The sequence below is a fragment of the Pseudarthrobacter sp. fls2-241-R2A-127 genome (assembly GCF_030209355.1).
Lineage (GTDB): Bacteria > Actinomycetota > Actinomycetes > Actinomycetales > Micrococcaceae > Arthrobacter.
The window spans coordinates 141,596-157,044 of the sequence record NZ_JARVSF010000006.1 but is presented as its reverse complement, the minus strand read 5'-3'; the positions used below and the strand labels follow the sequence as shown (position 1 = coordinate 157,044).

Below are 15,449 nucleotides of genomic sequence, written 5' to 3'. Positions count from 1 at the left end.
GTGCAGGGAGATCACCAGCCTGAGGGGGCAGCGCTTGAACACCATTGACTACCCGGACGCGTCCGGGACCGGCCATCAGCGCCAACCTGACGGGGGATCGGCGCACGGTCGGGCAGGCCGGGTGGCGGGGCCGCCCCTCACACTGTTCTGGAAGCTCATCATCGCTCTATCCGCCGCCGTCGGCGTGGGCACATGCGCGGTCCTCGGGTTCGTTTACGTCCAGTTCTTCATGCCTGTTCCCGGCACCGTGGACGTGCTGGCGCGGCAGCTGACTAAGCAGGATGCCGTCCTGGCCATCCAGGACGAGGAAGGCGAGGCGAGGATTGGCGAATCGCGGTTCCTTGCCTCTTATGAATCGGTGACCTACTACGCCGCACCCGGCAAGACGTCCGGAGTGGCCTGCCTGGTACTCAAGGCTGCGTGGGATGACAGGTTGTCCTACGGGGAAGCGTGCCATGCGGTCGGGGATGGCAGGGACCCGCTGGTGGACCTTCCCGATGTGGACGGCAGTGACGTCCTGTTCGTGCCCGACCAGTTCGACCACCGCCGGATGGAACAGGAGGGCTGGGTGACGCTGCACCGGAACCTGCTGGTCCATCCGCAGGGCGGGGCCCCGTTGCCGGCCACGCCGCCGCACTTCACCGGCGCTTCTGCGGCCCGAACCAATCAGTCCGGCGCCATCGAACTTATCCGCGGCACCCGGCGTTAGAGTGTGCACCAGGCACAACCCTTTCCCACCGCGTTGTGCCGGCACGTCCAATCCAGTCGTAAGGAAAGGTCCTTCACAGATGTCCCACGATCCATACGCCGCCCTTCCCCAGCTTCCCGAATTTTCCCTGCACAGCACCGACATCCAGGACGGGCAGCCGTTTCCCGCAGCCCAGGCGAGTGGGAAAATGGGAATCGACGGCGGAGAAGACAGGTCTCCGCAACTTTCCTGGGAAGGGTTCCCGCCGGAGACCAAGAGCTTCGCCGTGACTGTCCTTGACCCGGACGCTCCCACCGGCAGCGGATTCTGGCATTGGGCGGCCTTCAACCTGCCAGCGTCCACTACGTCGCTTCCTTCAGGCGCAGCCGAGGACGGCCTGCCCGACGGTGCGGTGCAGCTGTTGAACGATGCCGGCTTCCGGGGCTTCGTGGGTGCGGCCCCTCCGGAAGGACACGGTCCCCACCACTACCACGTTGTGGTTCACGCAGTGGATGTGGAACAACTCGACATTCCTGCGGATGCAAGCCCCGCCTACCTCGGTTTCCAGCTTTTCACCCACGCGATCGGACGGGCCAGGCTGACCACCACGTTCGAAGTTCAATGAAAAGAGCTTGAATCGACGTCCTGGCGGATCACAGGGCTGCGCGCAGAACCTCGGGTGAGTCCTGTTGGCCGGGCTGCGTCAGCGCGTCCGCGAACCAGCCGGTGATGGTGGCGGGATGGGTTATTGCCGTGCCCACCACCACCGCGAAGGCACCGGCGTCGAGGGCCTGGCGGGCCTGGGAAGGGGTGTGGATCCGGCCCTCGGCAATCAGCGGAACATCAAACCCGGCCGCCGCAATCTCTGCCAGCAGGTCCAGATCCGGGCCGGACGTTTTGGGGCGCTCGCCGCTGTAGCCGGCAAGGGTGGTTCCCACCAGGTCCGCCCCGGCTTCCACCGCCGCAGCAGCGTCCTGAAGCGAGCCGCAGTCCGCCATCACCAGGGCATGCGATTCGGCGTGGATTCCCGCCACGGTCTGCGCCAGGGAAAGCCCGTCCGGGCGCTCGCGGCGCGTCCCGTCGATCGCCACCACGTGGGCGCCGGCGTTCGCCACTGCCAGGGCGTGGCGGAGCGTGGGGGTGATGAACACACCGTCATGCCCGTCCTTCCAGAGCCCAATGACCGGAACCTCGACGGCGGAGCGGGTGTGCTGGATATCAGCCACGCCCTGCACGCGGACCGCCGCCGCTCCGCCGATCACGGCCGAGGCAGCTACCTGCGCGGTGGTGCGGGGGTCCCGCATGGGTTCGCCCGGATACGCCTGGCAGGACACGATGAGCCGGCCGCGCAGGGATTTGAGGGCGTCGGGGGAGAGGATCATGGCGTGCTTCCTTGGCTGGTGTGGAGGGGCGTGATGGCCAGGCGGGCGGCGCCCACCATGGCGGCGGCGTTGCCCAGGGCAGCGGGGACCACCGGAAGGCCTGCCAGGGCGGGCAGCAATTCGGCTTCGAGTGCCACCCGCATGGGCTCCCACCATGACGGCCCGGCATCGGACAAACCACCAGAGACCACCACGATTTCGGGGTCCAGGATGTTGGCCAGCCCGCCCACCGCCTGGCCGGCAGCGGTGGCGGCGGCGAGGATTGCCTTGGCCGCGGCGGCATCACCGGCCGCAGCTAAGGCGAATACCGCGCGGGCATCGCTGGCTGGAGCCGTTCCACCCAGGCGGAGGTATGCCTCCAGGAGTGCCGGGCCGGACGCGATGGCCTCCACATGCCCGGCACCGCCGCAGACGCATGCGAGGGCGGCGCCCCCGTGGTAGGCGTGCGGTGAGGCGAAGTGGCCCACGTGGCCTCCGGCGTGGCGGTGTCCGAGGACCGGGCGGCCGTCCACCACGAAGCTGCCGCCCACGCCGGTGCCGAACGCCACCAGCAGCGAACTGGTGGTTCCCGCGGCGGCACCGGTCCAGGCTTCGCCGAGGGCGTGGGCGTGCACGTCGTTGACCGCCCGGATGGACGACGCCGGGAGGTCAAGCCGGGCGGCCAGGCCTGCGGTCAGCTCCGTCCCGGCCCAGCCGCGGATGGCGTCCGTGGCGGCAACCACCACGCCGCGCGCGGCGTCGATGACCCCTGCGGAACCGATACCGACGTGTCCGACGGCAATTCCGGCTGCGGCGGCCCGTCCGATCAGCCGCCTGACCAGGCCGGCAGTGGCATCGAGGATGACGGGGCCGCCGTCGCGATTCAACGTGGGGATGGTCTCCGGGAACAAGACCTCGCCAGCGGAGGAAACAATTCCCGCAGCAGTCTTGGTGCCCCCAAGATCAACACCGACGGAGTACATCACCGGGGCTCTACACCAGGCCGTTGCGTTCGAGGATGACCTTGATCGCGGTGGTCTCTTCTTCGTTCAGTGCCTGCATGGGCGCGCTCATGGTGTTGGATTCGATGACGCCCATGATCTGCAGCGCCGTCTTGAAGGCACCCAACCCGGCCGCCCCGCCGGAAACGCGTCCATTGGGGGTATAGACGATCTCGAAGAGGTCGGCCAGGCGGTCTTGTTCGGCGGCGGCTTTTGCCCAGTCGCCGGAAGCTGCAGCGTCCACCAGGTTGCGGTAGCCGCGCGGATCCACGTTGCCCAGGCCCGGCACAACGCCTTGGGCGCCGCCGAGCAGGGCACCGTCCACCACCACTTCGTGTCCTGTGAAGATGTCGAAGTTGTCGATGTCACGGGCTGCGAGCAGGAGCTGGCGGAAGGCGACATCGTCCCCGGAGGAGTCCTTGACGCCGGCGATGACGCCGTCGCGGCCCAGCCGGACGAGAAGGTCGGTGGGCAGCTTGAAGTGGGTGCGGACGGGGACGTCGTAGGCGAAGACCGGGGCGTCAACGGCTGAATGGATGCTCCGGAAGTGCGTTTCGGTTTCGTCAGCGTTGCCGATGGCGTAGTACATGGAGGTGACCACGATGGCATCCGCGCCCAGGTCCACCACCCGCTTGGCTTCCTCGATGACGCGGTTGGTGGTCTGTTCGTTGGCGCCCACGACCAGCGGCACGGAGCCGGCGTTGGCCTCGGCGATGGTGCTGACCACCTGTGCACGCTCGGCGTTGGTCATGTAGGGCACCTCCGCTGAGGAGCCCAGGACGAAAAGCCCGGACACCCCGCCGTCGAGCAGGTGCTTGGTGAGGTTCTGCAGCGAGGCAGTATCGATGCTGCCATCTGTGTGGCGGGGGGTGACGACAGGGGGGATGACGCCCGAGAACTGGGAAGACACGGAAAACTCCAATGCGTGGTTGTAAGAGGTGGGGATAAAAATGTCAGGTGTGCAGCAAACTGGGTGCGGCACCGAGGAGTTTGCGGGTGTAGTCGTTCCGGGGAGTGTCGAACACCTGGGCCGCCGGACCTTCCTCCACGATCTCGCCGAAGTACATGACGCAGATGCGGTCGGAAACGTAGCGGACGGTCTGGATGTCGTGGGAGATGAACACCATGCCCAGGTTCAGCTGGGTCTTCAGGTCCGAGAGCAGGTTCAGGACCTGGGCGCGGACGGAAACGTCCAGCGCCGAGGTGGGTTCATCGGCAACGATGATGTCCGGGTCCAGCGCAAGGGCGCGGGCGATGGCCACGCGCTGGCGCTGGCCGCCGGAAACCTGCGACGGCGTGACTTCCGCTGCGGAGGCGGGCAGGCCCACCAGCGCAAGGAGTTCCTTGACCTTGGCAGTGCGGGAAGCGGCGTTGCCGATCCCATGCACCTGGAGCGGGTCCGTGAGGATGTCCTGGATGGTCATGCGCGGGTTCAGTGCCGTGGCGGGGTCCTGGAAGACCACCGATACGGCGCGGCCGAACTCCTTGCGCATGGCAGCGTTGCGTTTGATGGCGGGCCTGCCGTGGAACAGCACCTGGCCGGACGTTGGCACCTGCAGGCCGACCAGGACGGAGGCGAGGGTGGATTTGCCGCAGCCGGATTCACCCACGATGCCCACGGTTTCGCCGCGGCTGATGGTGAAGTCCACGCCGTTGACCGCCTTGACGATGTTTGGCCGGAACAGGCCGCCAGTCCTGGCCCGGTGGTGGACTTTTACGTCCTTGAGTTCGATGACCGGCTTGCCGGTGGATTCGCTCACTTGGCATCCTCCTTGAGGTGGCTGGCCCAGTAGTGGTCCGCCCCGCCGCCCACTGCGGTAAGGACCAGCCGCTGGTTGGGATCGGCGTCAGCGCGCAGGGACCGCGGCGCGAACCGGTCACCGGGGGCGAAATCCTGCGGCGACGGTACGGTCCCCGGGATCTGGTGGAGCCGGACGGCGTCGGCTTCGATGGAGAGTACGGCCCCAGCAGGCCCCGGGTGTATTCGTGTTTCGGGTTCTGCAGCAGCTCCGAGGCCCGGGCCGATTCAACCACCTGGCCCGCGTACATCACCGTGATCCGGTGCGCCAGGGATGCCACCAGGGCGAGATCGTGGCTGACGAAGACCATGGCGAAACCCAGCTGTTCCCGCAGTTCGTTGAGCAGGTCCACTACCTGCTTCTGGACCGTGACGTCCAGGGCGGTGGTCGGCTCGTCCGCCACCACGATCTTGGGTGAGCGGGAGAGCGCCATGGCGATCAGGACACGCTGGCGCTGGCCGCCCGAGAGCTCGTGCGGATAGCTGGCAAGGGTCCGGACCGGATCCAGCTTCACCATTTCCAGCAGCTCGGTTGGCGTCTTCCGTCCGCCGCGGCGCGTCAACTGCGTCATCTGGTCCTTGATCTTCATGGACGGGTTCAACGAGCTGAGCGCATCCTGGTAGACCATGGCGATCTGCTCGCCGCGCAGGCCCTGGTACGCCCTGGCGTTGCTGTGGCTGGCAGCCGGGTCCAGAAGTTCCTTGCCGTCGAACCGGATGGAACCGGTGATCTTGGCGGTTTTGGGAAGCAAACCCATGATGGCCAGCGAGGTGATGGACTTGCCGCAGCCCGATTCGCCCACAAGGCCCATGGTTTCGCCTTCGCGGACGGTGAAGGAGACGTTGTCCACGATGGCCGTGTCACCGAACCGGCTGGGAAAACGGATGGACAGGTTACTGACCTCCAGGATGGTGCGGGCGTCCGCCGGGACCTGCGGGAGCCGGTCCGTGCGGGTGGCCTCGACGGCGGCGAGTAGTTCCAGTTCGCGGTCCAGCAGGGCGTGCGGGTTGGCCGCAGCCACCCGGTGATCGGTCAGCAGGGCGGAAGAGGCCAGGTCGCGCTCGCCGGCATTCGCGGCAGGCGCGGCGCGGACGCCGTCGAGCTCGTGCTGTTCCACGACTGACGGCTGGGCAACCGAGGTGGCCACCTCCGTGTCCACCACGGCGACAGCCGCGCCTGCCACCGACGCCGCAGCGCCGTCGTCGTCCTGCACCGCCGGCGCGCGCCGCAGCCGGGGATTGACCATGGCGTCGGTGAGCCCCTCAGCGAGGATGTTCAGCGCCAGGACGGTGAGGAGGATGGTGAGGCCGGCGAAGGTGGTGGCCCACCAACCGCCGGACAAAACGAGGTTGCGGCCGTAGGAGATGACGTTGCCCCAGGAGGGGGCGGGATCCTGCACGCCGGCGCCCAGGAAGGACAGCGATGCTTCCAGGATGATGGCATCGGCCACCATCACCGTTGCGAACACCAAGACGGGGGCGGCGGTGTTGCGCACGATGTGCTTGGCCAGGATGTAGAACCGGCCCGCTCCGATGACCCGTTCCGCCCGGACATAGTCCTCGCCATATTGGGAGAGCACGTTGGCGCGGACGACCCGCGCCAGTTGCGGGGTGTAGATGATGGCGATGGCAATGATGATGGTGGGAACCGAGTTGCCGAAGGCCGCCAACAGCACCGCGGCGAGGGCGATGCCCGGGAAGGCCATCAGGATGTCCATGAGGCGCATGAGCAGCTCGTTCACGGCCTTGCTGGACGTCGCGGCGAGTGAGCCCAGCAGGGCGCCGGCCAGGACTGCCAGCGCTACGGCGCCCAGTCCGATCATCAGCGAGGATTGGGAACCGTAGAGCAGGCGGGAGAAGATGTCGCGGCCCAGCCGGTCGGTGCCGAAGAAATGCTCGGCGCCGGGGGGAGTGGCCGGCGTGAAGGTTTCCAAGGGGTCATGCGGTGCCAAGACAGGCGCGAAGACGGCCGCGGCGGAGATCACCACCAGGAAGGCGAGGGCCAGCCGGGAGCCCCAGGGGAGGGCCTTGAAGCGGAGTCCGGGGGCGCTCAGACGTTCAGCGAGTTTGCTGCGCATGGGTCACACGGTCCTGATTCGGGGGTTGATGAGCAGGTAAAGGAGGTCCACGGCGATATTCACCAGGACGAAGGTGACCGAGATGGTCAGCACCACGCCCTGCACCAGGTTCACGTCCAGGTTGGTGATGCCATTGAGGATCAGCTGGCCCATGCCGGGCAGCGCAAAGATCATTTCAATGACGACGGCGCCGCCCAGCAGGTAGCCGATCCGCAGTCCCAGCACGGTGACCGGAGTGACCAGGGCGTTGCGGAGCACGTTCCTGGAGACCACTTCCCGGTATGGGACGCCGTTGCCGATGGCGGTGCGAACATAGTCCCGGTCCAGCTCCTCCACCATGGAGGTGCGGACCACCCTGATGAGGGACGCTGAGACCGGGATGCCCAAGGCAAGGGCGGGCAGGGCCATGGAGTTGAGCCACCCGCCAAAGCCGGATTCCGGGGTGGCAATGCCGCCGGAGGGGAACAGCGGCGCCGGGCCCAGGGCGAACCACTGGATCAGCAGGATGCCCAGCCAGAACGACGGCGTTGCCACCGCGGCGATGGAGAAGACACGGACCAGCTGGTCCTGCCATTTGTCCCGGTACAGGGCGCCGATGATGCCGAAGACCAGCGAGACCACGACGGCGATGATGACGCCCAGGAACGTCAGCTGCAGCGTCAGGGGGAAGGCTGAGCCGATCATGCTTGCCACGGATTTCGCCGGGGGAGTAGTGACCCCCAGGTCGAACTGGAGGAGCTTGCCGAGGAAGCGGAAGTACTGCAGCAGCAGCGGATCGTTCAGGCCGTTGGCCTGGCGGTACTGCTCTTTCGCTTCCTCGCTGGCCCCTTCGCCCAGTGCGCTGCTCGCCTGGTCGCCGGGGGCTGCCTGCAGGACGAGGAACACCAGAAGGGTGATGCCCAGGACCATCAGCGGCAGGGCTGCCAGCCTCCGGCCCAGAAGGCGCAATATCGTGGTCAATGTAGTCTCCGGTTTGGGCTAGGCGGTGCGGCCCACACCAACGAAGGAAACTCCGGTGGTGGGTAGGGGCTTGAAGCCGCTGAGCTTTTTGGCATCCCAGGCGCTGGGAAGCTGGCGGTGGAAGAGCGGGTAGAGGGGAACCTCTTCGGAGACCAGGTCCACGATCTGCCCGGTGAGCTTCTTGGCGTCATCCTTGGACGACTGGCCGGCCTTGGCCATGAGGTCCACCAGTTGGGCGCGTTCAGGGGTGGAACCCCAGAAGGCGCGGTTCTTCATCCAGGTGTCGCCGGCGTAGAACCAGCTCAGCAGGAGGTCCGCGTCGTTGCCGAAGACGGAGGGATCGCCGGGTGCGGCGACCACCTTGTAGTCGCCCTTGCCGACGCGGTCCGTATACAAGGCACCGGACTGCAGGTTCTTGAGGGTCACCTTGACTCCTGGAATCTTGTTCCAGGACTCCAGCATCAAAGGCGCCACATCCTTGACCCACGCCGTGTCCGTGGTGAAGAGCTCGAACTCGAGGCTGGAGACCCCGGCCTGCTTGAGGAGGTCTGCGGCCTTGTTCGGATCGTAGGTGTAGACGTTCTTGGCCTTGACGTAGTCCGGGTGGCCCTCCTGGAAGTAGGAACTGGCCGGCTTGGCGTTGCCGAACAGTGCCTTCTTAATGATGGAGTCCTTGTCCAGGCCGTAGTGCAGGGCCTGCCGGACCAGCTTGTTGTCGAACGGCGCGGCGGAGCAGTTGAACATCAGGAACAGCAGGCCGAAAGACTGCACGGACTCAACGGTGGCAGCGGACTTAAGCCCTTCCATGTCCAGGTAGGGGACGTCCTCGATGGCCTGCACGCGGCCGGACTGCATGGCGGTGACGCGCGCGGCGGCGTCGGAGAGCAGCAGCCAGGTCATGCCCTTGGCGAGGGCGGCCATGGGTCCGTTGTACGCCTGGTTGGCCTCGAAGATGATCTTGTCGTCCTTGACGGCGGAGATCAGCTTGTATGGACCGGTGCCGACGGGCTTTGCATCGAAGGACTTCAGCTGATCTGAACCGGCCGGGAAGTTGGTGAGGGCCTTGGGCACCACCTTCACCACGGAGATGCGCGGCCCGAAACCGGGGAACGCGTACTTCAGGCTGAATTCCACGGTCTTGGCATCGAGCGCCTTGACGTCCTGGATGAACGGGATGAACTGCGAGAACAGGGACTTGTTCGCGGGATCCATGACCCGGGTGAAGGAGAATACCACGTCCTCGGGGGTGACCGGGGTGCCGTCGTGGAACGTTGCGCCCTCGCGGATGGCCACCTGGTAGGTGGTGGGGTTCACCATCTTGGGATCGGAAGCAGCCAGCGCGTTGTAGGGCTCCCGGGTTGCCGGGTGGAGCTCTACCAGGCCCTCGAAGACGTGGAGGTTGGCGGCCATTGGAGTGGCGCCGGAGGAGGAAATGGGATCGAAGCCGGTGGAGAGTGCGTAGGAGATGCCGGCCTCGATAGTGAGGTCCTTATTGATCGGCGAGGTGTTGGTGGTGGAGCTGCTGGTGGTGGCGGCGGGTCCACCGCACGCGGCCAGGGAGCTGGCGAAGGCTGCGGCCAGGCCCATGGCCCCGCCGAGATTGAGGAAGTTCCGGCGGCTGGCGTCATTGACCAGCGGCAGGTTCTTGATGTTGTTCATTGGCCTCACCGTTCAGGAGATGTTTATCGGATGTAGGATGTCCTAGCTCGTATGGGAAACTGTAAGTCCCATCACAGCCAGCGTCAAGTGGACTAATGTTTTCTGCATTTCCTTCTGGCGTGCTGCCAGACCCTTCGCGAATGGAGATTCCTTGTCACTGATAGTCGGTGCCTATCCCGCCCAGCCCGTCGAGCTGCGGGAGCAGTTCTACCGGGGCCTTTCCGCCATATCCCCGATCCGCGGACTCGAGCTTCCCTATGGCCCTTACGGCGGTACCGGCTGGCCGGCAGGAGCGCCGGAGGGCTGGTCCGCCGTGGTCACCGCCATTCCCGGGACCACCCAGCGGCTTGTCACCAATAGGGCCTTTGGGCTGGCCTCCGCCGACGCGGCGGGGCGCCGCGAAGCCCTCGACTTCACGTCGGGTGTCCGGGACTATGTCCTCCGGCTGCGGGATGCCGGGCATGTGGTGGAAGCCGTTGAACTGCACTCCGCGCCCACCGGTGGCGCCTCCGCCCACTGGTTCGAGGAATCCCTGAAGGAGCTCCTGGAGTGGGAATGGGGCTCAACCCGGGTGCTGATCGAACACTGCGACGCCCCACGTCCGGGCGCCAGCCCGGAGAAGGGCTTCCTGGCGTTCGCGGAGGAGGTGGACATCGCTGTTTCGCTCAGGGCCCAGGGCTGGGAGCGGATGGGCGTGACGGTCAACTGGGCGCGCTCGGTCATTGAATCGGGAAATCCAAATACCGCCGTTGAGCACCTGGCCCTCGGCCGTGACGCAGGCGTCCTTGAAGGTTTGGTCTTTTCCGGCTGCTCGGCGGAGGAAACCGGCTTTGGCTATGCATGGATCGATGCGCACCTCCCTGCCGTGGAAGTGGAAGGGGCGCCACCCAGTTCCGTGCTGAACCGCCGCGAAATCGACCGGTGTCTGGCGACGGCAGGGCCGCTCCCCATCATTGGATTCAAGATCGGGCTTGGGCCGCAGGAGCTGTCGCCGTCCGAACGTGTGGAGCGCATTCGGCAGATGTCGGTCCTGGTAGGGGAGTAGCGGCTCAGGGCCCGGCGCTGTCGGCTGCGGTGATGGCTCCCGTCGCCACATCACAGCGGAAGGTCCGGCTTGACTGCTGCCGGCCGGAACCAGCCTCGGCTTCCACCGAGAAGGCAATCTCGAAGACTGCTTGTTTCGTGTCCTCCGCCGTCACTGTCCAGGTGGGAGTGAAGTAGAGGACCTCCTGGCCCGGCAGCAGGTCGGTTGCCGGAAACTCCCCAGCCCCGGGCCCGTGCAGGCGTACGTTCCGGAGGGTGTGGCTGCCGTCATTCCGGGCCCTGCCGGTGAATGCCAGAATGTCCCCGGGCTTGTACCCGGGAATGACCGGTCCGTAGTTCAGGTCCTGCGCCTCCCGGGTGCCCAGGACCTGGGCCTGGTCCGGGGAGTAGGCGTGGCCGATCTCCTTCCAGGACTCGGCGCCCCAGCCGTCTCCGCCGGACGCCATTACATGGAACTCGCCGGCGTTCTGCCATACGGCGGGAAGTCCGGGGGTGATGGACCGCAACTCCATGTCGAAGACCAGGCCCGGCTCCGAGGGCGGCAGACCGGCGTCAGGCCCCGCTTCATCCGGTGACGAAAGCTGGCCGGTGAGCTGGCCGGACGGTACCGAGGCAAAAACAATCTCCCGGTAGCCCTGGCGTTCGTACAGCACGCCAATGTTGCCGTCCGGCAGGCGGGTGGCGGTGGAGTACGCCGAGCTGCCCGGGCACAGCATGAGTTTGGCAGGCCAGGTGGTGCCGTCGTCGGGCGACAGGCTCAGGATGGTGTTGCGGCGCAGGTTGGGGTCCTGGTTGTTGGTGGCCAGCAGCCAGGAATCCGTGGCCGGCGCGGCCAGGCCGGTGACGGACGGCAGCCCGTCGAAGCGGGCCAGTGAACCGTTGTCGCTGGGATCGGGAAGGTCCGCGACCGGAACGGGCGTGCTCCAGCTGTGGCCTCCGTCGTCGGAGACGGCCGCAAGGCGGCGCGGCGTGGCCCGGCTGTGCAGGAGCAGCCTGCCATCGCTGAGCGCGGCCACCTTGTTCTCGTTGGGGGCTCCGCCGTCGGCTGTCCCCTCGATCAGTTGGCCGAGTCGCCAGGTATCGCCATGGTCGTCGCTGTAGGCCGAGGCTGCCATGATCCTGCCCCCACTCAACACCACATACTGCTGCACCAGCCGCCCCCGGTACGGGCCGCAGTGGATCTGGATCCCCTGCCCGGCCGCGGCGAAGATCCCCGTGATCTCCCGCCCGCTGCTTGCCTTGAGGTCTGCCGTAATGCGCCGGTGCTGCCAGGTGAGGCCGTCGTCGTCCGACATGCTGACATCGCAATGCTGGACCTGGTGGTCGTGGTGGTCCCTTCCCGCTGTGGCCTCGAAGAAGCCGGCGTGGGTTCCGGCGGCGTGGAAGAGGAAGATCCGTCCGGTCTCGGCGTCAATCAGCAGGCTGGGGTCCCCGAATCCTTCCAGCCCGGTGCCGGTTCGCACCACCTCCTGGCCGCTCCAGGTGCGCCCGCTGTCCGTGCTGCGTCGGATGAGCAGATCAATGGGATTTGGCAGGTCGTCCAGGTTGGGCCGGCCGTCGTAGTCCGCGAGCAGTGTCCCTTTGGCGGTCACGGCGAGGGCGGGGATGCGGTACTGCCGGTAGCCGCCGCGGCCACGGGCCGCCAGGACATGCTCGACGGCGGGGCGCGCGGCGGGGATGGCAGGCAGGAGATGGGATGTCACATCTACAGCATAGCCGCCTCTGGCTTTGTGACAGCCGGCACATTACATTGGTAGGACGTTGTACGTAGTGGGAACAATGTTTTGATGGTCCCCGACGGTGACGCCCTGCCGAGAGCCGCACTGCCGCGGCATCCAGAAAGGTCAGTCCCTTTGCCACATTCCCAGAGACACAGCACACCCCTGACACTGTGCAGAACCGCCGGAGCAGCTGCCCTTGCCCTGGCACTGCTTGCCGGAGGCGTTGCGGCGCAGGCCGCGCCCATTCCTTCCAACAGCCCAACCAACCCGCCCGGAAACTTCCAGGAGGTCAACCTGGGGGCAGACCGCACCGCGGACAACTTCTTCTACCGCATCCCGGCGCTGACCTACCTCGGCAACGGTGTGGTCCTGGCAGCCTGGGACGGGCGGCCGGGGAGCTCCGCGGACGCACCCAACCCCAACTCGATCGTCCAGCGGCGCAGCACCGACGGCGGGCGCACGTGGGGGCCGGTGCAGGTGATTGCCGCAGGCCACGTGGCTGACGCCAGTGCGACGAAATACGGCTACAGCGATCCCTCCTACGTCTACGACGCGGAGGCAGGCAAGGTCTTCGCGTTCTTCGTCTACTCCAAGGACCAAGGCTTTGGCGGCAGCCAGTTCGGCAATGATGACGCGGACCGCAACGTCATCTCCTCCGCCGTGATCGAATCCTCCGACGGCGGCCTCACGTGGGGCCGGCCTCGACTCATCACCAACGTCACCAAGCCGGGCACCAGCACCACCAACCCGGCTGCGGGTGATGTAAGGTCCAACTTCGCTTCCTCCGGCGAAGGCATCCAGCTCAAGTACGGCCAGTACAAGGGCCGGCTGATCCAGCAGTACGCCGGTGACGTCCGTCAGGCCGATGGCACGAACAAGATCCAGGCGTACAGCGTCTACTCGGACGATCACGGTGCCACCTGGCACAAGGGCGCCAACCTGGGCGACCGGATGGATGAGAACAAGACCGTTGAGCTCTCCGACGGCAGGGTCCTGCTGAACTCAAGGGACAACGCCAACCAGGGCTACCGGAAGGTTGCGGTTTCCAGCGACGGCGGGGGCCACCTACGGTCCCGTCACCCAGGACACGGAGCTGCCGGATCCGGCCAACAACGGTTCCATCGCCCGCATGTTCCCCAACGCCGCCCAGGGCTCGGCGGACGCCAGGAAACTGGTCTTCACCAACGCAAACTCCAAGACCGCGCGCGAGAACGTCTCCGCCCGGGTCTCGTGCGACGACGGCGCAACCTGGCCCGGGGTGCGCACCATCCGTCCCGGGTTCTCCGCCTACTCCACCGTGACCCGGCTGGAGGATGGCAGGTTCGGCGTCCTTTACGAGGGGAACTACACGGACAACATGCAGTTCTCCACCTTCGACGACGCCTGGCTCAACTACGCCTGCGCACCCCTGTCCGTCCCCGCCGTCACCACGGCACCCGGTGCCACCCAGCAGGTGGCGGTCACGGTCACCAACCAGGAACCCGCCACCCTGTCAGGAGCCACCGCCACCGTCTACACCCCCGCCGGCTGGTCCGCCACCACGGTGCCCGTGCCCGACGTCGCCCCCGGCGCCTCAGTTACCGTCAACGTCTCCCTGACAGCGGCGGCCACGGCCAGCGGGCCGCAGAGCCTCAACGCGGCGCTTACGACGGCGGACGGCCGGGTCTCGCAGTTCACGTTCACCGCCACCGTGCCGGTGGCGCCGCAGGTGGGCCTCACCATCACGGGAACCGCACCCGCCCGGGACGTGGCCGCCAACCCCTACAAAGCCGGCGACGTGCTGGGGTACACCTTCACCGTCAAAAGCACGGCGAACGTGACGGCCAACTCGGTGCCGGTCTCGGGGAACTTCGATGCCGGGTTCCTGCCGCCGTCGGCCCCCAACTGCCGGTACAACAACCTGGCCGCCGGCGCCTCCTACAACTGCACCACGGCCAAGCACACGCTGACTGCGCAGGACATCGACCGCGGCTACTTCGTCCCCGAGGCAACGTTCAGCATCACGGCCAGCGCGACGCCGACGCTCACCAAGACCGTTGCTAACAGCGGGGCCGCGGTGCCGCTGCGGGACGGGCTGGTGTCCGCCGGCATCGCAGGCAGCCGCAACGACGCCGGCCGCGACCTCACCACCCAGCCGTACACTGCAGGCGAGGCGTTCCCCTACAAATTTGATGTCACCAACAGCAGCCCGCTGGTGGAAAAAGTGGTCCCCACCGCCGGCAACTTCAGCCCATTCCTTCCCGAGGGGCCGGGCAACTGCCGCTACAGCGTCCTCCCTGCGGGACAGGCCTACACCTGTGCGACGCCCCGGCACACTGTGACGGCAGCCGAAGCGGACCAAGGGTTCTTTGTCCCGGATACCGCATGGGACGTCAGTGCGGCCGGCCAGACCACGCGGACCTATGCCGTGAACGGCGGGGAAGTGGACCTCAAGGTCCGTGATGCCCGGCTTGACGGTACCGTCGCGGCAGAATGGACGGACGTGGATGGTGACCGATACGCCTCTGTCGGCGACACCGTCACCTACACCTACACCCTGGGCAACGCAGGAAACGTATCGCTGGACGCTGTGGATGCGCCGGATGCCGGCATCGCGGCACCACACCTGGCGGCGGGCGCCACCCTGGCCGCCACCCGCACGCACAGCCTGACCGCTGCGGACGTCGCGGCCGGGAAGCTTGAACCGGTCAGGTTCGCGGCCACGGCAAACAACGGTGCCAAAGGCGTGTCCGTCTCGGTGACCGGCGGTGCCATCCAATTGGCTGTGCAGCCTGTGCAGCCGGACCTGGTCCCCGCGCTTGCGGTGCAGGACCTGGATGGGCAGGTTGCACCGTTCGACCTCGGCACCGCGGACAAGTACCGCAACGGCCAAAAAGTGGTCCTCGCCGGACTCGACTACGGCCAGTGGTATTACGTCTACCTGAACAAGCGCAGCGACCGGATCGGCTGGATCTTCCCCACCACGGACAACACGGTGGAATTCATCCTGCCCGCCGGCGTGCAAAACGGCCGCGATGACGTGGTGGTGCTGGACAAGGACGGCAAGCAGGTCTCGTTCGACCGGCTCCAGGTGACCCCGAAGGGCTAGCCCGGCTGCCCAAAGTGCAGCATTGACGTGGATGGCCCCGGCGGTGATCCC

Annotated in this window: 10 protein-coding genes and 2 pseudogenes; 4 read left to right on the top strand and 8 right to left on the bottom strand. The window is 66.7% G+C overall.

Features of this window, described 5'->3' with window-relative positions:
• The first annotated feature begins 34 nt into the window (after positions 1-34).
• A complete protein-coding gene (locus tag QRN53_RS03875; RefSeq protein ID WP_285242704.1) occupies positions 35-709 on the top strand; it encodes a hypothetical protein in 675 nt (224 codons plus the stop codon).
• 79 nt (positions 710-788) lie between these two features.
• The gene (locus QRN53_RS03870; RefSeq protein ID WP_285242703.1) at positions 789-1,313 is read left to right on the top strand and encodes a YbhB/YbcL family Raf kinase inhibitor-like protein; all 525 of its coding nucleotides are present in this window, start codon (positions 789-791) and stop codon (positions 1,311-1,313) included.
• A gap of 28 nt (positions 1,314-1,341) precedes the next feature.
• Here the strand turns inward: QRN53_RS03870 and QRN53_RS03865 are convergent, their stop codons facing one another.
• The 7 genes and pseudogenes from QRN53_RS03865 to QRN53_RS03835 form a co-directional block, all read right to left on the bottom strand.
• Positions 1,342-2,070: an N-acetylmannosamine-6-phosphate 2-epimerase gene (locus QRN53_RS03865; RefSeq protein ID WP_285242702.1), complete on the bottom strand. Its 729-nt coding sequence runs from the start codon at positions 2,068-2,070 to the stop codon at positions 1,342-1,344.
• Positions 2,067-3,032: an ROK family protein gene (locus QRN53_RS03860; RefSeq protein WP_285242701.1), complete on the bottom strand. Its 966-nt coding sequence runs from the start codon at positions 3,030-3,032 to the stop codon at positions 2,067-2,069. The genes QRN53_RS03865 and QRN53_RS03860 overlap by 4 nt, the downstream gene beginning before the upstream one ends.
• A gap of 10 nt (positions 3,033-3,042) precedes the next feature.
• A complete protein-coding gene (locus QRN53_RS03855) occupies positions 3,043-3,960 on the bottom strand; it encodes a dihydrodipicolinate synthase family protein (RefSeq protein WP_285242700.1) in 918 nt (305 codons plus the stop codon).
• Between the two features lie 43 nt (positions 3,961-4,003).
• Positions 4,004-4,810 (bottom strand): ATP-binding cassette domain-containing protein, encoded by an 807-nt coding sequence (locus QRN53_RS03850; RefSeq protein ID WP_285242699.1) that lies wholly within the window; start codon positions 4,808-4,810, stop codon positions 4,004-4,006.
• Positions 4,807-6,926 (bottom strand): annotated as a pseudogene (locus QRN53_RS03845) (dipeptide/oligopeptide/nickel ABC transporter permease/ATP-binding protein). Before QRN53_RS03845 ends, QRN53_RS03850 begins: the two are co-directional and overlap by 4 nt.
• 3 nt (positions 6,927-6,929) lie before the next feature.
• Positions 6,930-7,886 carry an ABC transporter permease gene (locus tag QRN53_RS03840; RefSeq protein WP_285242698.1) on the bottom strand — a complete coding sequence of 319 codons (957 nt, stop codon included), beginning with the start codon at positions 7,884-7,886 and terminating at the stop codon, positions 6,930-6,932.
• A gap of 18 nt (positions 7,887-7,904) precedes the next feature.
• Complete coding sequence (locus QRN53_RS03835) at positions 7,905-9,545, bottom strand: ABC transporter substrate-binding protein (protein ID WP_285242697.1); 1,641 nt, start codon at positions 9,543-9,545, stop codon at positions 7,905-7,907.
• A gap of 151 nt (positions 9,546-9,696) precedes the next feature.
• Between QRN53_RS03835 and QRN53_RS03830 the strand changes: the two genes are divergently transcribed.
• On the top strand, positions 9,697-10,590 hold the full coding sequence (locus QRN53_RS03830) for a DUF4862 family protein (protein ID WP_285242696.1): 894 nt from the start codon (positions 9,697-9,699) through the stop codon (positions 10,588-10,590).
• Between the two features lie 4 nt (positions 10,591-10,594).
• Here QRN53_RS03830 and QRN53_RS03825 read toward each other — a convergent pair whose 3' ends face one another.
• Positions 10,595-12,292: a sialidase family protein gene (locus QRN53_RS03825; RefSeq protein ID WP_285242695.1), complete on the bottom strand. Its 1,698-nt coding sequence runs from the start codon at positions 12,290-12,292 to the stop codon at positions 10,595-10,597.
• Between the two features lie 84 nt (positions 12,293-12,376).
• Here QRN53_RS03825 and QRN53_RS03820 point away from each other — a divergent pair.
• A pseudogene (locus QRN53_RS03820) lies at positions 12,377-15,398 on the top strand (exo-alpha-sialidase).
• The last annotated feature ends 51 nt before the right edge of the window (positions 15,399-15,449 follow it).

Bases quoted from the DNA above. Each gene is read 5' to 3' on its own strand.
- QRN53_RS03870 (WP_285242703.1), top strand. From the start codon at position 789: ATGTCCCACGATCCATACGCCGCCCTTCCCCAGCTTCCCGAATTTTCC.
- QRN53_RS03865 (WP_285242702.1), bottom strand. From the start codon at position 2,070: ATGATCCTCTCCCCCGACGCCCTCAAATCCCTGCGCGGCCGGCTCATC.
- QRN53_RS03860 (WP_285242701.1), bottom strand. From the start codon at position 3,032: ATGTACTCCGTCGGTGTTGATCTTGGGGGCACCAAGACTGCTGCGGGA.
- QRN53_RS03835 (WP_285242697.1), bottom strand. From the start codon at position 9,545: ATGAACAACATCAAGAACCTGCCGCTGGTCAATGACGCCAGCCGCCGG.